Source organism: Fusobacteriaceae bacterium (genome assembly GCA_031272775.1).
Taxonomy (GTDB): domain Bacteria; phylum Fusobacteriota; class Fusobacteriia; order Fusobacteriales; family Fusobacteriaceae; genus JAISST01.
This window is the reverse complement of sequence record JAISTB010000005.1, coordinates 1-22,996: the sequence shown is the minus strand read 5'-3', so window position 1 is coordinate 22,996 and position 22,996 is coordinate 1. Positions and strand designations below refer to the sequence as shown.

Annotated in this window: 22 protein-coding genes; all 22 read left to right on the top strand. The window is 53.3% G+C overall.

The features are described 5' to 3' along the window. Nucleotide 1: 1 nt before the first annotated feature. Nucleotides 2-1,921 (top strand): threonine--tRNA ligase, encoded by a 1,920-nt coding sequence (gene thrS, locus LBQ97_01025; GenBank protein MDR1831299.1) that lies wholly within the window; start codon nt 2-4, stop codon nt 1,919-1,921. A 40-nt stretch (nt 1,922-1,961) separates the two neighbouring features. Further along, the gene (locus LBQ97_01020; GenBank protein MDR1831298.1) at nt 1,962-2,171 is read left to right on the top strand and encodes an RNA-binding S4 domain-containing protein; all 210 of its coding nucleotides are present in this window, start codon (nt 1,962-1,964) and stop codon (nt 2,169-2,171) included. Nucleotides 2,172-2,189: 18 nt separating this feature from the next. Beyond that, entirely contained in the window at nt 2,190-3,275 is a 1,086-nt protein-coding gene (gene recF / locus LBQ97_01015; GenBank protein ID MDR1831297.1) for a DNA replication and repair protein RecF, read from the top strand. Continuing rightward, nucleotides 3,268-3,567, top strand: a complete 300-nt coding sequence (locus tag LBQ97_01010; protein ID MDR1831296.1) for a DUF721 domain-containing protein — start codon at nt 3,268-3,270, stop codon at nt 3,565-3,567. The genes recF and LBQ97_01010 overlap by 8 nt, the downstream gene beginning before the upstream one ends. 86 nt (nt 3,568-3,653) lie before the next feature. Then, nucleotides 3,654-5,666: a DNA topoisomerase (ATP-hydrolyzing) subunit B gene (gyrB, locus tag LBQ97_01005; protein MDR1831295.1), complete on the top strand. Its 2,013-nt coding sequence runs from the start codon at nt 3,654-3,656 to the stop codon at nt 5,664-5,666. Nucleotides 5,667-5,709: 43 nt separating this feature from the next. Continuing rightward, a complete protein-coding gene (gene gyrA, locus LBQ97_01000) occupies nt 5,710-8,304 on the top strand; it encodes a DNA gyrase subunit A (protein ID MDR1831294.1) in 2,595 nt (864 codons plus the stop codon). Nucleotides 8,305-8,364: 60 nt separating this feature from the next. Then, complete coding sequence (locus LBQ97_00995; GenBank protein MDR1831293.1) at nt 8,365-9,135, top strand: hypothetical protein; 771 nt, start codon at nt 8,365-8,367, stop codon at nt 9,133-9,135. Nucleotides 9,136-9,144: 9 nt separating this feature from the next. Continuing rightward, complete coding sequence (locus LBQ97_00990) at nt 9,145-9,609, top strand: YfcE family phosphodiesterase (protein MDR1831292.1); 465 nt, start codon at nt 9,145-9,147, stop codon at nt 9,607-9,609. A 77-nt stretch (nt 9,610-9,686) separates the two neighbouring features. Then, nucleotides 9,687-10,691 (top strand): phenylalanine--tRNA ligase subunit alpha, encoded by a 1,005-nt coding sequence (gene pheS, locus LBQ97_00985; protein ID MDR1831291.1) that lies wholly within the window; start codon nt 9,687-9,689, stop codon nt 10,689-10,691. 62 nt (nt 10,692-10,753) lie between these two features. Further along, nucleotides 10,754-13,159 carry a phenylalanine--tRNA ligase subunit beta gene (gene pheT, locus LBQ97_00980; protein ID MDR1831290.1) on the top strand — a complete coding sequence of 802 codons (2,406 nt, stop codon included), beginning with the start codon at nt 10,754-10,756 and terminating at the stop codon, nt 13,157-13,159. A gap of 28 nt (nt 13,160-13,187) precedes the next feature. Next, a complete protein-coding gene (locus LBQ97_00975) occupies nt 13,188-14,396 on the top strand; it encodes an L-serine ammonia-lyase (GenBank protein ID MDR1831289.1) in 1,209 nt (402 codons plus the stop codon). A gap of 19 nt (nt 14,397-14,415) precedes the next feature. Further along, nucleotides 14,416-14,976, top strand: a complete 561-nt coding sequence (gene pth, locus LBQ97_00970) for an aminoacyl-tRNA hydrolase (protein ID MDR1831288.1) — start codon at nt 14,416-14,418, stop codon at nt 14,974-14,976. 214 nt (nt 14,977-15,190) lie between these two features. Continuing rightward, on the top strand, nt 15,191-15,754 hold the full coding sequence (locus LBQ97_00965; protein MDR1831287.1) for a hypothetical protein: 564 nt from the start codon (nt 15,191-15,193) through the stop codon (nt 15,752-15,754). 97 nt (nt 15,755-15,851) lie between these two features. Next, the gene (locus tag LBQ97_00960; protein ID MDR1831286.1) at nt 15,852-16,061 is read left to right on the top strand and encodes a hypothetical protein; all 210 of its coding nucleotides are present in this window, start codon (nt 15,852-15,854) and stop codon (nt 16,059-16,061) included. A 123-nt stretch (nt 16,062-16,184) separates the two neighbouring features. After that, nucleotides 16,185-18,005 (top strand): DNA mismatch repair endonuclease MutL, encoded by a 1,821-nt coding sequence (mutL, locus tag LBQ97_00955; protein ID MDR1831285.1) that lies wholly within the window; start codon nt 16,185-16,187, stop codon nt 18,003-18,005. Nucleotides 18,006-18,008: 3 nt separating this feature from the next. Beyond that, on the top strand, nt 18,009-18,476 hold the full coding sequence (locus LBQ97_00950) for a 23S rRNA (pseudouridine(1915)-N(3))-methyltransferase RlmH (GenBank protein ID MDR1831284.1): 468 nt from the start codon (nt 18,009-18,011) through the stop codon (nt 18,474-18,476). Nucleotides 18,477-18,529: 53 nt separating this feature from the next. Then, entirely contained in the window at nt 18,530-18,865 is a 336-nt protein-coding gene (locus LBQ97_00945) for a hypothetical protein (protein MDR1831283.1), read from the top strand. Nucleotides 18,866-18,906: 41 nt separating this feature from the next. Continuing rightward, nucleotides 18,907-20,331: a tetratricopeptide repeat protein gene (locus tag LBQ97_00940; GenBank protein MDR1831282.1), complete on the top strand. Its 1,425-nt coding sequence runs from the start codon at nt 18,907-18,909 to the stop codon at nt 20,329-20,331. A 29-nt stretch (nt 20,332-20,360) separates the two neighbouring features. Further along, nucleotides 20,361-21,839 carry a lysine--tRNA ligase gene (lysS, locus tag LBQ97_00935; protein ID MDR1831281.1) on the top strand — a complete coding sequence of 493 codons (1,479 nt, stop codon included), beginning with the start codon at nt 20,361-20,363 and terminating at the stop codon, nt 21,837-21,839. A gap of 46 nt (nt 21,840-21,885) precedes the next feature. Further along, a complete protein-coding gene (locus LBQ97_00930) occupies nt 21,886-22,236 on the top strand; it encodes a nucleotidyltransferase domain-containing protein (GenBank protein MDR1831280.1) in 351 nt (116 codons plus the stop codon). Beyond that, complete coding sequence (locus LBQ97_00925; protein MDR1831279.1) at nt 22,223-22,618, top strand: HEPN domain-containing protein; 396 nt, start codon at nt 22,223-22,225, stop codon at nt 22,616-22,618. Before LBQ97_00930 ends, LBQ97_00925 begins: the two co-directional genes overlap by 14 nt. 205 nt (nt 22,619-22,823) lie before the next feature. Further along, nucleotides 22,824-22,996 (top strand): nucleotidyltransferase substrate binding protein (locus LBQ97_00920; protein MDR1831278.1); only part of this gene is annotated, 173 nt, incomplete at its 3' end.

Here is a 22,996-nt window from a genome sequence, read left to right as displayed (position 1 = left end):
AATGAAAACTGAGGAGGATAACAGAAAGATGAAAGAAACGTTTGAAAAAGGGCTGAACCTGTTCGCGGTCGCCAAGGAAATGGGCGACGGCGTCGCGAAGCAAGCGGTCGCCGCCAAAATCGGGGACCGGTATTTCGACATGGGCGCGACCCTTACCGAAGATACAAAAGCGGCCGGGATTTCCTTTATTGCCCGGGACAGCGAGAAAGGCGAGGAGATCATCCGCCATTCCACGGCTCATCTGATGGCCCAGGCGGTCATCCGGCTCTTTCCGGGGACAAAGGTTGCCATCGGGCCCGCCATCGAAAACGGCTTTTACTATGATTTCGACCCGCCCCGGGAATTTACCGAAGAGGATCTGCCTCTGATCGAGGCGGAAATGAAAAAGCTCGTCAAAGAAAATATCAAGATCCAGCGCCTGGAAATGACGCGGGACGAGGCCGTCGCCTTCTTTGAAAAGGCCGACGAACCCTATAAAGTGGAGATTATCAAAGAAATCGCGCAGGGAGACGTGCTTTCCTTTTATCAGGAAGGGGAATTCATCGACTTGTGCCGCGGTCCCCACGTGCCGTCCACGGGGGCCCTCAAGGCCTTCAAGCTGCGTTCGGTGGCCGGCGCCTACTGGCGCGGGGATTCCAAAAACAAAATGCTGCAACGGATTTATGGCTACGCCTTTTCCTCCCAGGAAAAGCTCGACGGCTTCCTCAAGATGATGGAAGAGGCGGAAAAGAGAGACCACCGGAAACTGGGCAAAGAACTTGATCTTTTTATGATCAGCGAGTACGGGCCGGGCTTTCCTTTCTGGCTCGAAAAGGGCATGGCGCTCCGCAACGCCCTGCAGAGCTTCTGGCTGGAAGTCCACCGGAAAGCGGGCTACGAATTCGTCCAGACGCCCATCATGCTGAACCGGCAGCTTTGGGAGATCTCGGGACACTGGTTCAACTACCGGGAAAACATGTACACCTCGGAAATCGACGACACGGAATTTGCCATAAAGCCCATGAATTGCCCCGGCGGCATGTTAATCTATAAAAATAGTATACATTCGTACCGGGATCTCCCGATCCGGACGGGCGAACTCGGTCTCGTGCACCGACATGAGGCCAGCGGGGCTTTGAGCGGACTCTTCCGGGTGCGGACATTTACCCAGGACGACGCCCACATCTTTATGCGGGAGGATCAGATCACCGATGAAATCTGCGGCGTCATTCTGCTCTACAAAAAAGTCTATGACGTGTTCAACCTCGATTTTACCATAGAGCTCTCGACGCGGCCCGAAGAAAAATATATCGGCGAGATTGCCACCTGGGACATCGCGGAAAAAGCTCTGGCCCTCGCCTGCGAAAAGGCCGGATTCGCCTACAAGCTGAACCCCGGAGACGGCGCTTTTTACGGACCCAAGCTCGATTTCAAGCTGCGGGATTCCATGGGCCGGATCTGGCAGTGCGGCACGATCCAGCTGGACATGAACCTGCCCGAGCGCTTTGATTTGGCCTATATCGCCGAAGACGGATCGAAAAAACGCCCGATTATGATCCACCGGGCCCTGTTCGGTTCCATCGAACGTTTCGTGGGCATCCTCATCGAACACTACGCCGGCGCTTTCCCGCTGTGGCTGGCCCCGGTCCAGGTCAAGATCCTCACGATCAACGACGACTGCATTCCTTACGCCAAAAAAATCCATGAGGAGCTTCTGGAGCGGAACATCCGGGCGGAGGTCGACGACAGGGTCGAGACCATCGGGTACAAGATCCGGGAAGCCAACGGGAAGTACAAGGTCCCCGTGCAGCTCGTAATCGGGAAAAATGAAGTGGCCAAAAATGAAGTCAACATCCGCAAATACGGCTCCAACGAGCAGACCGCCATGGCCCTTGACGCCTTCCTCGATCAGATCGTGAAGGACGCCAGAGTCAAATATTAAACGCGCGGAAAGTAAAGTAACGCAAGAAAGGACTACAGCCATGAAAACCATCCGGCTCAAGACGGAATTCATCAAACTGGACCAGCTCCTGAAACTGGCCGACATCGCGGGAAGCGGAGGAGAGGCCAAAGGCATGATCCTCGAAGGCCTTGTGACCGTAAACGGCGAGCCCGAATTGCGCCGGGGGAGGAAACTCTACGCCGGCGATCGGGCGGAGACGGCCGGAGAAACGATCCGGGTCGTCAAATGAGCCTCAAGGAGCGGACATTTGTATATTTCGGAAGTGAACTACGTCAATTTCAGAAACCTCGCGGACGCCTCCCTTGCCTTTTCCCCCCGGATCAACCTGCTCTACGGCAAAAACGGGCAGGGCAAGACCAATCTCCTTGAGCTCATCTATTTTTTGAGTACCGGCAAGAGCTTCCGGACGAAGAATCAGCGGGAGCTTGTAAAATTCGGCCGGACAAAATGCGGGGCCCACGCGGCCTATGTGGATTCCGTCAGCGAAAAGAAGCTGATCGTCAAGCTCCTTGAAGGGAAAAAGGAGTTTGTCTGGAACGGGAAACGGATTCCCTACGAGGATTTTTACGGGAAATTCAACGTCGTGGCCTACATCCCCGAAGACGTCGCGATCATCAACGGCATGCCCAATGTGCGGCGGGAATTCTTTGACGGGGAAATCGCCCAATTTGATCCGGATTTCTTCCGGACCGCAGGAAAATTTCAAAATTTGCTGAAAATCCGGAACAAATACCTCAAGGAAAAAATCTGGAAAAACGACGAGTTTTCCGTTTACGAGGACGAATTTGTCAAAGCCGGCGCGGCCATTATGAAAACGCGCGTGGACTACGTGCGGATCCTCTCGTCGGTCTTGAGCCTCAATTACCGCAAGCTCTTCGATGAGACAAAGGAACTGGAACTCGTCTATGCCTGCGCCCTCGGCAATATCCGGAAAAAAACCCTGCCCGAGATCGAACAGGCCCTTCGGGAAGAAATCGGGAAATTGCGCCAAAAGGAGACCCTCCTCGGATTTTCCCTGACGGGCCCCCAGAAAGACGATTTCCTCTTTTATCTGAACGGGCAAGAAGCGAAGACGACGGCCTCCCAGGGGGAAAAAAAGTCCATTCTGTTTTCCCTCAAAATGGCCGAGATGGATATGATCCTCCGGAACAAAAAAGAAGTGCCGGTTCTCCTCATCGACGACATCACCTCTTACTTTGACGAAACGAGGCTTTACAGCCTTTTGCGTTATTTGGAAAAACGAAATATCCAGATCTTCATGAGCGCCACGGAAAAACTGGACATTCCCTGCGCCGCCTGGATCGTGGAAAAAGGGGAGATCGACAATGGATGAAATCACGCCTGTGGGAGATCTGCTCCTCGCCTGGCTCAGACGGGATAAAAAAATGCAGGCCGGCTATATCCGGGCCCATTGGGCAAGCGTCGCCGGCGAACTGGCGGAATATTCCCGGGTCTCGACCCTCAGGGGGGATACGCTCCACGTCCTCGTGGACAACCCCACCATACTCCATTTTATGACGATGAACGGGCCGGACTATCTCGAAAAAATCAAAACGCTCTTCGGCGAACTGGACAAGAGCGGAGAGATTGCCGTAAACCGGCTGAAATTTCAACTGCGCGCGTAAACTTTTGGGCGTATTCCTGAAAAAAGAACGCCCTTGATATAGAGTTTCAACAAAACGAATGGGAGGAATCAATGAGTAATGAAGCAATGATCAACGGACAGAACTATGACGCCGAGAGCATCACGGTCCTCGAAGGACTGGAAGCTGTCCGGAAGCGCCCCGGTATGTATATCGGGACCACATCGGAAAGGGGACTCCACCACCTGGTCTGGGAGATTGTGGACAATTCCGTGGACGAGGCCCTGGCGGGCTACTGCGACGAGATTCTCGTCAAAATCCTGCCCGACAACATCATCGAAGTTATCGACAACGGCCGGGGCATACCGGTGCATATTCATCCGAAGTATGGTAAATCGGCCCTTGAAATCGTTATGACCGTCCTGCACGCCGGCGGCAAATTTGAAAACAACAACTATAAAGTCTCAGGCGGACTGCACGGCGTGGGTATATCCGTCGTCAATGCCCTCTCGCTCTGGGTGGAGGTCCTGGTCGAACGGGACGGACGGATCTGGTACCAGAAATACAATCGCGGCGCCCCCGAAGAGGACGTAAAGGAAATCGGCGTATCGGAAAAGCACGGGACCACGGTCCGCTTCAAGCCCGACGCCGTGATCTTCGAGACGCTGGTCTTCGACTACACGATCCTGAAACAGCGGCTCAAAGAACTGGCTTACCTCAACAAAGGTCTCAAGATAACGCTGCTCGATTTGCGTAAAGAGCCCAACAAAAAAGACGTCTTCAGCTTTGACGGCGGCATCGTCGATTTCATCAAGGAAATCGTTTCCGACAAGGATCCCGACAAGGACATCATTGTCAAGGAGCCGATCTTTATGAGCGGGGACTCGGACGGAGTCGCCGTGGAAGTGGCGCTGACCTATACGATGGATCAGGCCGAGGTCATTTATTCCTTTGTAAACAACATCAATACCCACGAAGGCGGGACCCATGTGGCCGGTTTCCGGACCGCCCTGACCCGGATCATCAACGATGTGGGGAAGGATCAGGGATATATTAAGGAAAAAGACGGGAAATTGCAAGGAAACGACATCCGTGAGGGGGTCGTAGCCGTGGTTTCCGTCCGGGTGCCCCAGCCCCAGTTTGAGGGACAGACAAAGACGAAACTGGGAAATTCCGAGGTGTCGGGCATTGTTTCCTCCGTGGTGGGCGCGGACCTCAAGATCTACCTTGAGGACAATCCCAATACGACAAAATTGGTCGTCGAAAAGATTCTGATGTCCAAAAAGGCCAGAGAAGCGGCTCAAAAAGCCCGCGAATCCGTATTTCGCGCGAGTCCCCTGTCCATAGGGGCGCTGCCCGGGAAACTGGCTGACTGCGCGTCCAAGAATCCCGACGAATGTGAGATCTATATCGTCGAGGGAGACAGCGCGGGGGGCTCGGCCAAACAGGGCAGAAACCGCTACAACCAGGCCATCCTGCCGCTCCGGGGGAAAATCCTCAACGTGGAAAAGGCGGGGATCCACCGGGCCCTTGAGAGCGATACGATCAAATCCATGATCATCGCCTTCGGGACCAATATCGACGACAATTTTGATATCGGCAAACTCCGCTACGGCAAGATCATCATCATGACCGACGCCGACGTGGACGGGGCCCATATCCGGACACTGTTGCTGACCTTTTTCTACCGGCATATGGTTGAGCTCATTCAAAATGGAAACGTTTATATTGCTCAGCCGCCGCTCTACAAGATCACCTTCGGCAAAAAAATCTACTACGCCTACAACGATCGGGAACTGGCGGAAATTACCGGTTCCTTCGGCGCGAAGGAAATCCGCGAGGAACCCGCGGAGGCCGCGGGGGATGAGGACGAAATTTTCGCCGAACCCCAGGCCCCCCAGCCCGAGGCCCCCGAGAAAAAAGGCTATACGCTGCAACGGTACAAGGGACTCGGGGAAATGAATCCCGAACAGCTCTGGGAAACGACCATGGACCCTGCAAACCGGATCCTGTTGCAAGTATCCATCGACAGCGCCCGGGAAGCGGACATGCTTTTTGACAAACTGATGGGGGACAAAGTGGAGCCCCGCCGGGAATTCATCGAAGAAAACGCGGAGTTTGTAAAAAATCTGGATATCTAATTATCCGAAGCCTGATCAATAGAAACCGGAGGAAAATCAAGGAATGTCAACATTAACGGACAGAATTCAAAACAGATATATCGAAGATGAGCTCAAAACATCGTACCTGGATTATTCCATGAGCGTCATCGTCGCCAGGGCCCTTCCCGACGTGAGGGACGGCCTGAAGCCCGTTCACCGGCGGATCCTTTTCGCCATGAACGACCTCGGCATGAACTACAACAAACCCTTCAAAAAATCCGCGAGAATCGTCGGAGAAGTCCTCGGTAAATACCATCCCCACGGCGACGTGGCGGTCTATGACACCATGGTCCGCATGGCGCAGGATTTCAACTACCGCTATCTCCTTGTGGACGGCCACGGCAATTTCGGCTCCATCGACGGCGATTCCGCCGCCGCCATGCGGTATACGGAAGCTCGCATGAGCAAAATCAGCGAGGAATTGCTGGAAGATATCGACAAAAACACGATCAATTTCCGAAAGAACTTCGACGACTCCCTGGACGAGCCGGAAGTCTTGCCCGCCAAGCTCCCGAACCTGCTCTTGAACGGAACCACGGGGATCGCCGTGGGCATGGCCACAAACATTCCCCCGCACAATCTGGGGGAATTGGTCGACGGAATAACGGCCTTGATCGACAACCGCGACTTGAGCTCGCAAGACCTCTGCGCCTATATCGTGGGGCCCGATTTTCCCACGGGCGCCATCATCGACGGTCGTAGCGGGATCCTGGACGCCTACACGACGGGCCGCGGCAAGATACGGGTCCGGGCCAAAGCCGACATCGAAGAATTCAAAAACGGGAAATCCAACATCATCATCAGCGAAATTCCCTACCAGCTGAACAAGGCGACGCTCATCGAGCGCATCGCCGATCTCGTGCGGGATAAGCGCGTCAGTGGCGTTTCGGACCTCAGGGACGAATCGAACCGCGAAGGAATCCGGATCGTCATCGAGGTCAAAAAAGGCGAAGAACCGGAGCTGATTTTGAACAAGCTCTACAAATACACGGAACTCCAGAGCACTTACGGCGTCATTATGCTGGCCCTCGTGAACAATATCCCGCGGGTTTTGACGCTGAAGGAAATGCTGGAGGAATACATCAAGCACCGCTTTGACGTCATTGTGCGAAGGACGAAGTACGATCTTGACAAGGCCGAGAAAAGGGCCCATATTCTGGCCGGATTCCGGATTGCCCTTGATCATATCGACCGGATCATCGCCATCATCCGGGGCGCCCGGGACGTGAACGTGGCGCGGGCGGCCCTCGTAAACGAATTCGCCTTTTCCGAGGCCCAGGCCAAGGCCATCCTCGATATGCGGCTCCAGCGCCTGACCGGCCTCGAACGGGAAAAAATCGAAAACGAATACCAGCAGCTGGTCGCCTATATCACGGGCCTCAAAGACGTTCTCTCCCATGACGACAAGATCTACGGGATCATGAAGGACGAGTTGAACTATCTTAAAGACAAATACAACGATCCGCGCAGAACCGTGATTCAGGACGAACATCTGGAGATCACCCAGGAAGACCTGATCAAGGACGAAAGCGTCATCATCACGCTGACAAACCGCGGTTACGTCAAGCGCATGGAACTGAGCAAATACCGGGCCCAGCGAAGAGGCGGCAAAGGGGTTTCGAGCCAGAATACCGTTGAGGACGACTATCTCGAGTCCATCGAATCGGCCACAACCCTGGATACGCTGATGATCTTTACGAATCAAGGCAGGGTCTTCAACCTCAAGGTCTACGAGATCCCCGAATCCTCGAGACAGGCCCGGGGCAAACTCATCGCCAATATCATCAAGCTCCGGGAAGACGAAAAGATCCGCTCGGTCATTGTGACGCGGGACTTTGAGCCCAAGGCCGAGATCATCTTTATCACAAAGGGCGGTCTCGTCAAGATGACGTCCCTGGCCGACTTCAGGAACATCAACAGCAGCGGCCTCAAGGCCATCAAGCTCAAGGAAAACGACGACATCATCTATGTGGGCCTCATTGAGGACAAAGCCCGGGAGCAGGTCCTGATCGCCACAAAACTCGGCTACGCCATCCGCTTCAAGTGCGACGAGAACGTCCGCTCAACGGGTCGCGACACCATGGGCGTCAGGGGCATCAATATCCGGGAAGGGGACGAGGTCGTCTCGGCGCTTTTGATCAAAGAGGAGAACACGTTTGTTCTGACCGTCACCGAGCACGGCTACGGCAAAAGGACCAGAATCGATGAATATCCGCTGCAAGCCAGATCCGGCAAAGGCGTCATCAACATCAAATGCAGCGAAAAAACCGGAAACGTCGTGACCGTTCTTGCGGTAACCGGCAAAGAGCAGATCATGGCCATTTCTTCCAACGGCGTCGTGATCAGAGTCGGCGTCGAGACCATCTCGCTGTTCGGCCGCTCGACCCAGGGCGTGCGCATCATGCGCGTCACCGAGGACGAGAAACTCGTATCCGTGACCATCGTCCGTTCCGAAGACGACGAGGACGAGGAGGAACAGGCCCAGAACACGCCCCAAATGTCCATATTTGACGCCGAAGCCGCCCTCAAGGCGGAACAGCCGGAAAAAAATGAAGACGACGAAAACGGTGATGAGACCGCTTTCGGCGACGACGATGACCAGGGAACAGTTGACTGATTTCCCCGGAAAGTGTACAATATACTGTCGGTAACACCAAAGGAAAAAAGGAGGGCTACCATGCGTAAAGCGCTGCTGTTATTCGGAAATGAGCTGGACAGGGAAAAGATCCTCGAAAGCGCGCTGTTTTTGCAGAACAATTGCGATTTTGAGATTGTCCCGCTCTACATCAAGGACATTTCCCGAAACCGCGTCATGTCTACGTCCGGGGACAGCATGATCCTGGGCGGCCGTTCGCCCATGCTGTTCCAGGGCTGGGAAGAAATCGAAAAGGCCGATGTGGAGCATATTCAGGCGCTCCTGCGGGCAAAGGGGATCAAAAACGAGCTGGAGGTGGATATCGGGCTCTTCGTCGACATCGTGACCGAAAAAATGAAGGCCTGCGATCTGCTCCTGATGGCGAAAAACGAAGTCTTCAGCGAAAAAACCCTCAGCATCCTCAAAGGCAATTACAAGTGCATCATCTTCATCGGAGAAAATCCCCTGAAAAAGCTTGACAACGTCCTGATCGCCAACGACGACGGCGTAAAGATCAACCGCAGCTGCTACCATTTTACGACGCTTTTTCCGGAGATCACAAAATTCGCCTCGGCCTCCATCAACAAAAAGCTCGAGGAAAATATCCTGAAGCAATACCTGGAAGGCAAGGGGAAAATCGTCGTTCACGAGGCCCTGGAGAGCGACAGCTACGAAAATATCCTGAAACGGATCGATCTTTTTGATCTTTTGATCATGGGCAACTTGAGCCGGAGCTATTTCTTTGAGAAAATCATCGGGAAAAACGGCATCAAGCTCATCGAAAAATGTAAAGCGCCCATATTTATCGGATAGGGAAAAGCCATGAAAATCCTCGTCGTTTCCGACTCCCACAAAAAACTGAATACGCTGGCGCGCATGGTGGAAGCGGAAAGGCCCGACGTCATGATCCACTGCGGCGATCATCTCCGGGACGGGGAGGAGCTGGCGAAGCTCTTTCCCGACACGCCCTGCAGCGTCGTCCCCGGCAACTGTGATTTTTTCACCCACGGCCGGCCCGACGAGCTGGTTACGTATCTGGGGCGTCATCCGGTCCTTTTGACCCACGGGCACAAATATCAGGTCAAGCGGACCTATGACAGACTGCGGGAAAGGGGGCTGGCGATCGGCGTCAAAATCGCCTTTTTCGGGCATACCCACCGGCCTTATCTTGAAGAAGGGGAAAGCTTAAGCCTGTTCAATCCCGGCGCCGCCGAAGACGGCCGTTATGGCCTTGTGGAAATCGACGGCGACAGGATCTCATTTTCACACAAATCCCTTGATCCATAGCCTACAAAGAGAAAAGCAACAAAAAATATATAAAAATAATCAAGTTTTTTATTGGGGAGGACAAATTGAAAGGCAAAATAGAATCGCTCAAGACCCTGTACCGGGAAAAGATCGCGGGTACCGCGGCTCTCAACGACCTCGAGGACCTGAAGATCAAGATCCTCGGGAAGAAGGGGGCGCTGACGGAACTCGCCAAAGAGATGCGAAATCTCGCGCCGGAAGACAAACCGGCGGCCGGACAGGCGCTCAACGAGGCCAAGGAATATTTTACGACGCTCCTAGACGGAAAATTCGCCGAGCTTTCCGCGAAATTGAAAGAAGAAAAGCTGATCGCGGAGACCATTGACGTCACCATTCCCGGAGAACCCGTGGAGACCGGATCCCTGCATCCGATCACCGAAACGACGGATTTTATCAAAGAAATCTTCATGGATCTCGGTTTTGACGTGGCCGACGGTCCCGAAGTGGAGTACGTGAAAAACAATTTTGACGGGCTCAACATCCAGAAAAACCATCCGTCCAGAGATCCCGGAGACACGTTTTACATCAGCGACGACGTCGTGCTCCGGACCCACACGTCTCCCGTGGAGGTCCGCTATATGCTCTCGCATACGCCGCCTTTCCGGATGATCTCGCCGGGGCGCGTGTACCGGCCCGACTACGATATTTCCCATACGCCGATGTTTCATCAGATCGAGGGCCTTGTCGTCGGGGAAAATATCTCGTTCGCCGATTTCAAGGGCGTTTTGATGCACTTCGCCGGGCGGGTCTTCGGGACAACCAACGTCCGTTTCCGGCCCCATTTCTTCCCCTTCACGGAACCCAGCGCCGAGATGGACATCGAGTGCGTGCTCTGCCACGGCAAGGGCTGCCGGGTCTGCAAGGGAAGCGGATGGATCGAGATTTTAGGCTGCGGCATGACAAACCCCAAGGTGCTCGAATACGTGGGTTACGACGCGTCAAAATACACGGGTTTCGCCTTTGGCATGGGCATGGAGCGCATTACGATGTTGCGACACGGCATCGACGACCTGCGGGCCTTCTTTGAAAATGACGTGCGTTTCCTAAAACAATTCAAATAGATCATATCCCGAAAAAAGAAAAGAAAAAAACAGCATAAAGAGAATATGCGGCGGAGGAATTCATGTTAATCTCGTTAAACTGGTTAAAACAATACATCGAACTCAAGGAAAGCGTGGAGGAACTGACGGAAACCCTGACCATGATCGGCCAGGAAGTGGAAGCGGTTCATTATCCCGGAGAACATCTCGATCACGTCGTGATCGGAAAAATCGTAAGTTATGAAATGCACCCCAAATCGGACCACCTGACAGTGCTGATGATCGATATCGGAGAAGGGGCGCCGGTCCAGATCGTCTGCGGCGCGCCGAACCACCGGCTGGGCGACAAGGTGGTCGTCGCCAAAATCGGGGCCGTGCTCCCCGGGGACTTTAAGATCAAGAAAGCCGTCAAAAGGGATGTGGAATCCTGCGGTATGGTCTGTTCCGAGGCGGAACTGGGCGTGGGCCGCGACAAGAGCGGCGTCATCATCCTGCCGGAAGACGCCCCTGTAGGCGAAGAATACCGGAAATACGCGGGTTTGGACGATGTGATTTTCGAACTGGAGATCACGCCCAACCGGCCCGACTGTCTCTCTTATATCGGGATCGCCCGGGAATTGGCCGCTTACTACAAGCGCAAGGTAAAATATCCCCAGGTCATCCTGAACGAAACCATGAAGACGACGTCTTCCGAGGCGACGATCCGGATCGAGGACGGCGAGCGCTGCAAGCGGTATACGGGGCGCGTGATCCAGAACGTGACCATCGCCGAATCCCCCGAATGGCTCAAGGCGAGAATACGGGCTATGGGCCACGAACCCATCAACAATATCGTAGACATTACCAATTTTGTCATGTTTGAATACAATCAGCCCCTCCATGCCTTTGATCTGGATATGCTGGGGAAAAAGACCATTGTGGTCCGGAAGGCGAAACCGGGCGAGATCCTCGTGACGCTGGACGGAGTGGAAAGAAAAATGGAAAACGGGGAGCTTCTGATCTGCGACGCGGAGAAACCCGTGGCCCTGGCGGGCGTCATGGGCGGCCTCGGCAGCCAGATCGAGCCCACGACGAAAAACATTCTCCTCGAAGCGGCGTGGTTTGAGCCCGAAAGCACAAGACTTACCGGAAAACGCTTCGGCATGACCACAGACGCCCTGTACCGCTATGAGCGGGGGGCCGTGGATATCGAGAATATCGACGCGGCCAGCGAGCGGGCGGCGGCGCTGATAGCGGAAATCGCGGGGGGCGACGTCCTCTGTGAGTTCATCGACAAATGGGGCAAGTCCCCCGAGAGCCTGAAGCCCACGGAAATCAATATTGACCTCAAAAAGCTGAACAAATTCGTCGGAAAGGATATCGGCTACGACACGATCGCCAAGATCATTACGAGTCTCGGCATCGCGATCAAGAATTCAAGTCAAGAGCGGATCACGGTAATTCCGCCTTCCTACCGCAGGGATCTCGAGATTCCCGCCGATATCTACGAAGAAGTGATCCGCATGTACGGATTCAAGAACATCGAGCCCCGTATGCCCGTGGAAAGCATCCGTTCGGGCGTCAAGGATCCGGATATCGCTTTTTCCGATGAGGCCAAGGCCATTCTCAAGACCATCGGGCTTCAGGAAGTCATCAACTATTCCTTTGTCTCGAAAAAAGCCGTGGAGCTTTTTACGCCGGGCGCGAAGACCATCACGCTTTTGGCCCCTTTGAGTCCCGATATGGCCGTTATGCGTACGTCCCTGATCTACAGCCTGCTTCTCAATCTCAGGGACAATCTGAACCGGAATTTTACGGATTTACGATTTTTCGAGGTCGCCAAGGTCTATAGGGCCGAAGGGGATCTCGCCAAAGAGGAACTCCACGCCTGCATTGCCATAGCCGGCCGGCATGACCGTTCCGTCTGGGAATCCAAACCCGCGGCCTTTGATTTTTACAAGCTCAAGGGCTATGTGGAGCTGTTTTTGGAATATCTCGGCATGAAAAAGAAATATTACATCGAGCGGAGCAAAAACAAGGCCTTCCACCCCGGCCGCAGCGCCGATATCAAAGTCGGAAAAGACGTTGTCGGCACATTCGGGCAGATCCACCCCGACGTGCAGGAAGCCCTCGAGATCAAGAAAGAGACGCCCTACGTCGCGGAGTTCAATCTCGTCAAGATCGGAAAATACAGAAACACCAAGATCACCTACGAACCCCTCGTCAAATACCCCGAAGCGACCCGTGACCTGGCGATCGTCGTCGATAAGGGAACCGTCATCGGCGATATGCTGGCCGACATCAAAAAGGCCTCGGCCCTCATCGAGAAAGTCGATATTTTCGATATCTACCGGGGGGAAAACATCGCCCCCGACAAGATGTCCGTGGCCATCAGCTTCGTTTTCCGGAACAAGGACGACACCCTCGAGGAAAAGGAAATCAACGGAATCACCACAAAGATTTTACAGATCATCGCGAAAAAATACGGCGGAGAGATCAGACAACAATAGGACATACGGAAATCAGGAGGCGCCGCGAATGGATACGCTGCGAGAATTGTTCAAAATCGGGAACGGACCGTCCAGTTCCCACACCATCGGACCCGAGAGGGCGGCCCGGGCCTTCCGGGAAAAACACCCTAACGGCAAATATTTTCGGGTCGAGCTCTACGGTTCCCTTGCCCTGACCGGCAAGGGACATCTGACAGACGCCGTCATCGAAAAGACCCTTTTGCCGGCGGAGATCGAAATTCTCTTCAAGCCTGAGGTCGTCCCGCCCTTCCATCCCAACGGCATGAAGTTTACGGCCCTCAATGAAAAGGGCAAGGAACTGGACAACTGGCTCGTTTTTTCCGTAGGCGGCGGGACCATCGTCGGTGAAGGGGAACCCCGGCGGGACGTGAAAAAAATCTACCCCTTCACGCGTTTTTCGGAAATTCGGGACTGGTGTGACGAGGGAAACAGGGAATATTGGGAATTTGTGACGGCCTTTGAGGGGGAGGAAATCTTTTCCTTCCTCAAAGACATCTGGGCCGCCATGCGTCAGGCCGTACGAAAGGGCGTCGAGCATACGGGGATTTTGCCCGGCAGCCTCAAATTGAAGCGGCGGGCCAACAGCTTTTACAAAAAAGTCAGGACCATGAAGTCCCAGACGGGGCTTCTGGCGAAAATATTTACGTATACGCTGGCGGTGGCCGAGGAAAACGGGAGCGGCGGCATCGTAGTCACGGCCCCCACCTGCGGGGCGGCGGGCATTGTCCCGGGGCTGTTGTACGCCCTCGCCGAGGAATATGAGCTCAAGGAGCGGGAAATCCTGAAGGGCCTCGCGATCGCCGGACTCATCGGCAATGTGATCAAGGAAAACGCCACAATTTCCGGCGCCGAAGGAGGCTGTCAGGCCGAAGTCGGGTCAGCCTGCGCCATGGCCGCGGCCATGACCTGTTTTTTGCTGGGCGGGACCCTTGATCAGATCGAATATGCGGCGGAAATGGGCCTTGAACATCATCTGGGCCTGACCTGCGATCCCGTGGGGGGTTATGTCCAGATCCCCTGCATCGAGCGAAACGCCGTCGCGGCGGCCAGAGCCTTTGATTCCGCCGTGTACTGCCTTTTTACCGACGGAAAGCACATGGTCTCCTTTGACGAAGTCGTCAGGACCATGGGCGAAACCGGCCGGGACATGAAACAGGAATACCGGGAGACCTCCCTCGGGGGCCTCGCGAAATTCCACTACAGCGCCGAATGCTGAAAGAAACAGGAGAATAACCATGAAACTGATTACGGGTCTGGGCAATCCGGGCGAACGTTACGCGAAAACGAGGCATAACGTCGGTTTTTGCGTACTTGACCGGCTGTACGCCGCCTTTGGCGTGACGACGGAGCGGGAAAAAATGCGCGGTTTGCTGGCGGAAACCACGGTAAAGGGCGAGAAAATCCTATTTTTGAAACCGATGACGTACATGAACGACAGCGGCGAATCTCTGATTGAGGTCATCCGCTTTTTCAAACTCGATCCCAGGACGGAGCTTCTGGTGATCCATGACGATCTCGACCTTCCGGTCGGCAGGATCCGCGTGCGGATCCAGGGGGGATCGGGGGGCCATAACGGACTGAAATCCATTATCGCACACGTGGGTGAGGATTTTGCCCGGGTCAAATGCGGCGTCGGACGCCCGACCATGGAGACCATTGACTATGTGCTGGGGAGATTCCCCGAAGAAGAACAGAACGCGGTCAACGAAATGCTGACGCTTGCGAAGGAGGCGGCCGAAGACTTTATCCGGGATATGGATACCGAAAGACTCATGCAGAAATACAATTCACGCTGATCGGGGTCCCTCAAAAAAACCGGAAAAAAATTGAGGAAAAAAGCAAAAATTTCCGTATAATTTATTTGGTATTTGTGGTATAATTGATCAAACAAAAATGCGTTTCGATTTTCAGAGACAGCCCGTAAAACATAAACGACTCCCGAAACGATACCAAGTTCAATACCGGATTTTTGATTTACACGTACAAAGCGGGAAAGACCAGGTGAGCAAAATGAGCGAAAGCAAAAAAAACGGGTATTTTGAAGAATTGAAAGGCGTCTCTCCCAACAGTAAAGATCTCCTGCTCTCGACGGGAAATTACGTCGACGGTCTCAGGGAGGGGGAATGGATCACCTGGGACAGCGACAAAAAACAGAACAAAAAATTTATCGCGACCTATAAAAAAGGCCTGGTTGACGGACCCGTCACCGGCTTTTTCAAAACCGGCGAGATCAAGTGGCGGATTATCTATAAAAAAGGGAAAAAAGAAGGCGTTTCCCGGAGTTTTTACAAGGACGGGGCCGTCAAGGAGGAGTGCGTCTACAAAAACGACCGGGCCAACGGTCTCTCGCGAAACTACTACCGGACCGGCGAGGTCAAATGGGAGCTCAACTGGCTGGACAACAAACCCGAGGGCAAGCTCCGCTGCTACTACAAGAGCGGGAAGTTGAAAAAAGAAGTCTGCTACGCCGGGGGCCAACCGGAGGGGACGATCCTTGAGTTTGACGAAGACGGCAACGTTTTGAGCAAATATGAGTACGCGACCGGGGAGATCCGGGCCAAGGGCGAAGGGTAACAAAAAAAGACCGCCCGCGACATCATGGAGACAAAAAACTCCTGTATAACTGAATAAAAGCGAAACACCAACCCCATGCCCGAAGGAGGGAAAACATATGAAAAAACTCATTGTCATAGCCGTATTGATCGCTGGCGCCCTTTCGACCATGACAGGCTGTACAAACAGCGAGCTTCTCGCAGGCGGCCTCATCACCACAGGGGCGTTGATCGCCGTCAACGAAAGCAACAATTACAATCACAGACCTGCCCCGCCGAGAAGGCAGCCGCCTCCTCCCCCGAGGAGAGGCGGCGGACGTTACCGCTGAGCAAAGAAAAACCCGCGATTTCGCGGGTTTTTTGTTTTTTTCCGGGAAAATATAAAAAACCCTTGAAATTCCGGCCTGTTCTTCGTATAATGTAAAAAAGGACAAATGAAGAAGGGATCAAATTTGGGCATAATCAGAATTCTGGACGAAGCGGTATCCAATATGATCGCCGCCGGCGAAGTCGTCGACAACCCGGCGGGCATGGTCAAGGAACTTTTGGAAAACGCCCTTGACGCCGGAAGCAAAAAAATTCTACTGGATATCCGTCAGGGCGGGCGAACCCTGACGATTCGGGATGACGGATGGGGCATGGTCCGGGATGATCTGCTCCTGTCCGTGGAGCGTCACGCGACCAGCAAGATATCCGCGAAGGAAGACCTCTTTCGGCTGACGAGTTACGGGTTCAGGGGGGAAGCTCTGTCTTCCGTGGCCGCGGTTTCAAAAATGACGCTTTCTTCCCGGGCGGAGGAAGACCCCGTAGGGCACCGGATCACGGTATCGGGTGGGAAAATTACTTCCCTCAACGAGTTTGCCATGAATCGGGGGACGACCATCGAAGTTCGCGAGCTTTTTTTCAATACGCCCGCCCGGCTCAAATTTCTCCGGAAAGCGGCGACGGAATACGCCAACATCAAAGACATCCTGATCCGGGAGGCTCTGGCCAATCCCGACGTGGCCATATCCCTTGCCCTGGACGGCAGAAAGGCGCTCGAAACCTCGGGACGGGGCCTGGATCACGCGATTGCCGAACTTTTCTCGCCCGACGCCCTCAAAAATTCGCGTGCCTTTTCTCTCGGCCGCCTCGGCAACCGGGAGCTCTACAAAAGCGGCAGGGACGCCATGTTTCTTTTTGTGAACGGCAGGCCCGTGCGCTCCAAATTATTGGAAGACGCCGTCCTTCAAGGCTATTACACGAAGCTCATGAAGGGGCAGTATCCCTTTGTGATCCTCGATCTGAGGCTCGATCCGGCCCTTGTGGACGTCAATGTCCATCCGTCAAAAAAAATCGTGAAATTTTCCAACGAGAGCAACATCTTCCGGGATGTGGCCCGGGAAGTGCGGGAAGCCATCGCCGGGAACGAAGACTTTTTCGTCATGACCCCGAATCCCTGGTCGGCGGCGCCGGGAGAAATCATTGAATCCGGCGAGCCCGCCGCGCCTGAGCGTCCCGCCTGGCCCACGCTCCGGACGGAAAGCCCGCCGATGGTCTTTGAACCGGCGACTTCGGGCTTTGAGACCGGAGAATCCTCCGGACCCGCGGATTTTTTCCGGGAGTCCTATTTCGCGGACAGCAGCGCCGTTGACACGCCGAGAAAAGCAGACCGTGAAAACCATGCCGGACAGACGCCCGAGCCGGAGAAAAAAACGACTCCCGGGTCATGGACGCCCTTTCGCGTGATCGGTCAATTGCTGCGGACCTATATCCTTGTCGAGCGCGGAGGCAATCTCGAGATCTACGACCAGCATGTCGTCAACGAACGCATCCGCTACGAAAGCCTGAAAGCCCAATATTACGGGAGATCCATAGAAAAACAGCTGCTGCTTACGCCGCTTGCCCTGCCGGTCGATCCCCGGGACAAGCAGCTGATCGCCGACAATCGGGAGATCTTCTCCGCCTTCGGTTTCGACTTTGAAGAACGCGGAGAGAATGAGATCGCGATTCTCGCCGTGCCGACCTTTGAGTTCAGGGACAGCGTCGCCGATGTGTTCCGGGAAATTTTACAAAATATCAAGGACGGCAAAGACGTCGATATCCGGGAAAATATCTTGATTTCCATGGCCTGCCGGGGTTCGGTCAAAGCAAATGAGCGGTTGACAAATGAAGAAATGACAGATATAATAAGAAGGCTTCATGAAATCGGAAAATATACCTGCCCCCACGGGCGGCCCATCTTTATCCGGATTAGCGAAGACGACCTCGAAAAGCGCTTTGGAAGGAAGTGAGCCGTGACGATAACGCTCCTCTGCGTGGGAAAACTCAAAGAAGATTACCTGACGGCGGGCTGCCGGGAATACCTCAAGCGGCTGTCGCCCTGGGCGGACGTCCGGATCCTTGAAATCAAAGAAGAAAGCGGCGCCGACACTAAGGCCCTTACCGTGGAAAAAGAATCTGCCGCGGTCCTCGGGCAACTGGCAAAGCTGAAGGGCTATACGATTCTTCTGGCCATCGGCGGCGAAAGCCTCTCTTCGGAAGAATTCGCCGGGAAGCTCGAGGCGCTTGCGACGGAAGGAAAGGGCCGACTCGTCTTTGTGATCGGCGGTTCCGACGGTCTTTCGCCGGAAGTGGCGGCCCGGGCCGATTACGCGCTCAGTTTTTCACGGATGACTTTTCCCCACCAGCTGATGCGCCTGATTCTCCTGGAGCAACTTTATCGGGGCTTCAGTATTTTGCACCACGGGAAATACCACAAATAGAATATGAAACAAATAATGTATATTTTTGCTGTAATTTTGTCAAGGAGGGAAACATGTATTCACAAGGCGATAGTTTTTACTACACCATCGACGATGACGAACAGGAATTTTATGTAAAGGAAAGCGTGGATTATGAGGACAACTACTATATCATCGCCGAATCAGCCGAGGGGGATTATTACGTTTTTTTATATGACGAGGATGAAGACGATATCAGCCTTGTCGAGGATGAGGAAGAAACGGCGGAAGTGCTCACCTACTGGCACGACGAGTACGAGCCCGACGAAGACCTCATCGATTACGATGACGACGAATATTATGACAAAGACGACAAGGCCATCGACATCATCGACGACCTGTACGAGGCCGATGACAAAGACTACTTTTGATCTGCGGACATGACTATAGAAAAATGAAAAATGGAGGAAAGATGAATATCAAGCTTCTCAGCGTAACGGTAGTTTCACTCCTCATTGTCGGATGTACGGGAGGAGGCGGCAGGTCCCGAGGCGGCGGCTACGGCATGTATACGGGGATTTCAAGGCCTGTGGCGGCGGAAAAACTGCCCAGGGAAAGGATCACTCTGACGGAATCCACGCCGACCCGGATATTGGATGAGCTTTCGGCCGATATGAAGAACAACAAAAGCCGGACGACGATCCGCACGACCGACGTCGTCTCGGCGGCGAGTTATATCGGGGAATACCTCTATATCCCCCTTGCCCGGGAGGACAGCACTTTCCGGATGGTTTCCAGTCCGAAAAATTCTTCCTATGATTTGCGGAAAGTCACGACAAACCTGATTTTCCGGAGTATCTATGAGGGAAATTTCGTGACCGTCGTGACCGAAGGCGCCTCGGAGCGCAGGATTACGATCAGCAATTCTTCAAGATATGAATTTTCCGAAAGCGAGCTCCGGGAAATCGTGATCCGCTGTTTTGACAACAGGAACTATACGGGCCTCAAAGACAGCGTCGCGCTCTACAAGATCATTTTCCCCAACGGCGCCTACACCAAAGACAATTCTATGCGGCTGCTGGAAGCGGCCGGGGCCTCCCGGGACGCCAGGACCGTTCGCAGCGAATACAATTTCCTCAAAAAATACAGCACATTTTCCGGCGCCGACCGGAAAATGGTGGCCGACGCCCTCTACGGCACAGGGGTAACCGATGTGGCCATTGACGGCGTGCTGCTGGAATATTCGTCCATGGACAGGGAGACCAACGAGAAAGTCGCCAATGTCCTTTTGGCCAAGGACAACATCACGAGACGGGAAGCGGAATTCCTCGAGCAGGTCTACAGGGATACGCCCGACGAGAGAATCGCCAGCTATGTGGGCAACTGGTACCTCAAAAACGGAGATCCCGTCCGCGGGCAAAGATACGTAAGCGGCGCCATGGAAACGCCGGCGGGGCAGACTCCGGGGACCCTTACCCCCGGCGGCGCGTCACCCTTGCAGCAGCTGGCCGCCAAAAATTATGAGACGTTCCAGGGCTATTACACCGCGGGCGAGCAGGCCTACCGGAGCGGAAATTACGCGTCGGCCCTCGATTCTTTCCAGAAAGCCCTTTCCGTCAATAAAAATTATACGGAAACCGCTCGGATTTACTATTACATGGGGCAATGCAATTACAACACCGGCAAATACCAGGTCGCCCTCAATAATTACAGATCCGCTCTGTTATCTGAAAAGACCGCCGAAAGGCAGGCCGAGCTCTATTACAATCTGGGACTCACGTCGCAAAAATTGGGCAATATTTCGGAATGCCGGAATTACCTGACCTATATCCGGCAAAAATTCCCGGGTTCGTCCTGGAGCGAAAAAAGTACAGCATTATTATCAACATTGAATTAAAACGAATAAAAAACATCGAGGAGTGAAAAGTGGAAAAATATTTCGATATCATTGAAAAAGATCCGATTATGACCGAAAAATGGAAAAAGGTCAATGAAATCAAGGATCTCGGCGTGAACCCTTTCGGGGGACGCTATGAACGGACGCACAGGATCGCGGATCTCATCGCGGGAGCGGGAGATGACGGCGTGACCTACAAGACCGCCGGGCGGCTCATGTCGCTCCGGGGCAAGGGAAAGGTCTATTTCGCGGACTTGGAGGATCTTTCGGGAAAAATTCAGATTTATATCCGCAAAGACGCCCTGGGGGATGAGGTTTTTGACATCGTGAAAAAGATCAGCGTCGGGGATATCATCGGCGTCGAAGGACCGCTCTTTGTGACGACCACGGGGGAACTCACGCTGCGGGTATTGAAATTTACGCTGCTCTCCAAAAATATCCGGCCGCTTCCCGAAAAATACCACGGCCTGCAGGATGTGGAAATCCGCTACCGCAAAAGATATGTGGACCTCATCATGAATAAGGACGTCCGGGAGACCTTTATCAAAAGGACAAGGATCGTCAGCGGTATCCGGGAGTTCCTGGACAAGCGCGGCTATCTGGAAGTGGAGACGCCTCTCATGCACAGCATCTTGGGCGGCGCCAACGCGAGACCCTTTATCACCCACCACAATACGCTCAATATGGACCTCTACATGCGGATCGCTCCTGAATTGTTCCTGAAACGGCTCATCGTGGGCGGCCTTGAAAAAGTATATGAAATGGGTAGAAATTTCCGGAACGAGGGCATGGACACGAGACACAATCCCGAATTCACCATGGTGGAGCTCTACGAGGCCTACGCGGACCTCTCGGTGATGATGGAGCTCATCGAGAGCCTTCTGACCTGGCTTTGCAAGGAAATCAACGGGACAAGCAAAATTATTTACAACGACAAAGAGATCATCCTGGAAAATTTCCAGAAAAAACATATGGTGGAACTGGTTCGGGAAGAAACCGGCATTGATTTCTTCCAGCCCATGACCTTTGAGGAGGCCAAAGCCCTGGCCAAAGCCCATCACGTGGAGCTCGCGCCCCATATGAACAGCGTGGGGCACGTGATCAATCAGTTCTTTGAGGAAAAATGCGAGGAAAAAATTGTGCAGCCGACCTTCGTCTACGGCCATCCCGTGGAGATCTCGCCGCTCGCCCGGAAAAATGACAAAGACCCGCGGTTTACAGAACGATTCGAGCTTTTCATTGACGCGAGGGAATACGCCAACGCCTTTTCGGAGCTCATGGACCCCTCTGACCAGAGGAGCCGCTTTGAGGCCCAGGTGGAGGAAGCCGTCCGAGGCAATGATGAAGCGACGCCGGTTATTGATGACGACTATGTCGAGGCGCTGGAATACGGGCTTCCGCCCACGGGCGGCATGGGGATCGGCGTGGACCGGGTCGTTATGCTCCTGACGGGATCCGCGTCCATCCGGGACGTGATTCTGTTCCCGTTGATGAAGCCGAGGGATTGAGGGGCGCGCATAATAATTTTGAATGAAACAGGCAAGAGGTGAGATCATGAGCATGAGGCAGGAGCAGGTAAAGGAAATGCTGGGGAAGGTAAACGGATATGCTCGGGAACTTTTCGGCAACCGTTTGGATTCGGTTATTCTTTTCGGTTCTTATGCCAAAGGAAGCTACGATGAGGAATCGGATATCGATATCATGATCATTGCGGATGTCGAGCGGCAAGAGCTCGCCAAATATCGCTATGATTTCGCCCATTACGGAACCGGCTTGGATCTCGAATATGGAGTATTTCACTCGTTCACTTTGCAGGACAAAAAGACGTTTACGGAATGGCAAGATTCCATTCCGTTCTATCAAAATGTGCTTGCGGAGGGGATCGTGTACGATGGACAGCAATAGAGAATTGGCAAAATATAGAATAAACTCTGCGAATGAAATTCTGGCGGATGCAAAATTACTGTATGATCATGACAGTTATAACAGTAGCGCTTCGCGATCTTATTACGCGATGTTCAATGCATTGAGAGCCATCTTGGCCCTTGACGGAAGAGACTTTAAAAAACACTCGGCGGTAATTTCGTATTTTCAGCGGGAGTATATTAAAACGAGGACTTTTGATGCGGAAATATCGGATTTTGTCCGAACAGCCTTTGCGATAAGAAGTGACACGGATTATCAGGATTTTTTCGAGGTGTCTGCGGAAGATGCTAAAAGGCAGATCGACAATGCGGCGGAAGTTATTTCCGCAGTCACGGAGTATTTACACAGGCATTTTGATTGAGGATAAAAAGGTCATGTGGTATACTTGCTTGATTTGAAGAGATTTACAATGAAAACAAAAATGGACGGGACGACGCCTGTCTATTTTTATATCAGGCTGAATATGTGGGCAAATTGTTTTCATGATTGACAAATCCTTGTAAATGTGGTATTTTATGGGGAAAGAGGGGGGAATCAGCGAGCCGGATTGAAGGAGATGGAATAAGATGGAAGATCAGGAGATTCGTTGGAAGCAAAGGTTCAAACACTTTGTCAAGGCATTTACATTACTTCGGTCCGCCTTGGAGGACAAAGAAATAGATGATTTTGATGATTTGCAACAAGAAGGATTAGTTCAGCGTTTTGAGTACACATTTGAGTTGCTTTGGAAGACGCTCAA

Bases quoted from the DNA above. Each gene is read 5' to 3' on its own strand.
- LBQ97_00930 (MDR1831280.1), top strand. From the start codon at position 21,886: ATGAGCATGAGGCAGGAGCAGGTAAAGGAAATGCTGGGGAAGGTAAAC.
- LBQ97_00975 (MDR1831289.1), top strand. From the start codon at position 13,188: ATGGATACGCTGCGAGAATTGTTCAAAATCGGGAACGGACCGTCCAGT.
- LBQ97_00965 (MDR1831287.1), top strand. From the start codon at position 15,191: ATGAGCGAAAGCAAAAAAAACGGGTATTTTGAAGAATTGAAAGGCGTC.
- LBQ97_00940 (MDR1831282.1), top strand. From the start codon at position 18,907: ATGAATATCAAGCTTCTCAGCGTAACGGTAGTTTCACTCCTCATTGTC.
- gyrB (MDR1831295.1), top strand. From the start codon at position 3,654: ATGATCAACGGACAGAACTATGACGCCGAGAGCATCACGGTCCTCGAA.
- gyrA (MDR1831294.1), top strand. From the start codon at position 5,710: ATGTCAACATTAACGGACAGAATTCAAAACAGATATATCGAAGATGAG.
- pheT (MDR1831290.1), top strand. From the start codon at position 10,754: ATGTTAATCTCGTTAAACTGGTTAAAACAATACATCGAACTCAAGGAA.
- pth (MDR1831288.1), top strand. From the start codon at position 14,416: ATGAAACTGATTACGGGTCTGGGCAATCCGGGCGAACGTTACGCGAAA.
- LBQ97_00995 (MDR1831293.1), top strand. From the start codon at position 8,365: ATGCGTAAAGCGCTGCTGTTATTCGGAAATGAGCTGGACAGGGAAAAG.
- LBQ97_01020 (MDR1831298.1), top strand. From the start codon at position 1,962: ATGAAAACCATCCGGCTCAAGACGGAATTCATCAAACTGGACCAGCTC.
- LBQ97_00945 (MDR1831283.1), top strand. From the start codon at position 18,530: ATGTATTCACAAGGCGATAGTTTTTACTACACCATCGACGATGACGAA.
- LBQ97_01010 (MDR1831296.1), top strand. From the start codon at position 3,268: ATGGATGAAATCACGCCTGTGGGAGATCTGCTCCTCGCCTGGCTCAGA.
- LBQ97_00990 (MDR1831292.1), top strand. From the start codon at position 9,145: ATGAAAATCCTCGTCGTTTCCGACTCCCACAAAAAACTGAATACGCTG.
- LBQ97_00960 (MDR1831286.1), top strand. From the start codon at position 15,852: ATGAAAAAACTCATTGTCATAGCCGTATTGATCGCTGGCGCCCTTTCG.
- LBQ97_00925 (MDR1831279.1), top strand. From the start codon at position 22,223: ATGGACAGCAATAGAGAATTGGCAAAATATAGAATAAACTCTGCGAAT.
- thrS (MDR1831299.1), top strand. From the start codon at position 2: ATGAAAACTGAGGAGGATAACAGAAAGATGAAAGAAACGTTTGAAAAA.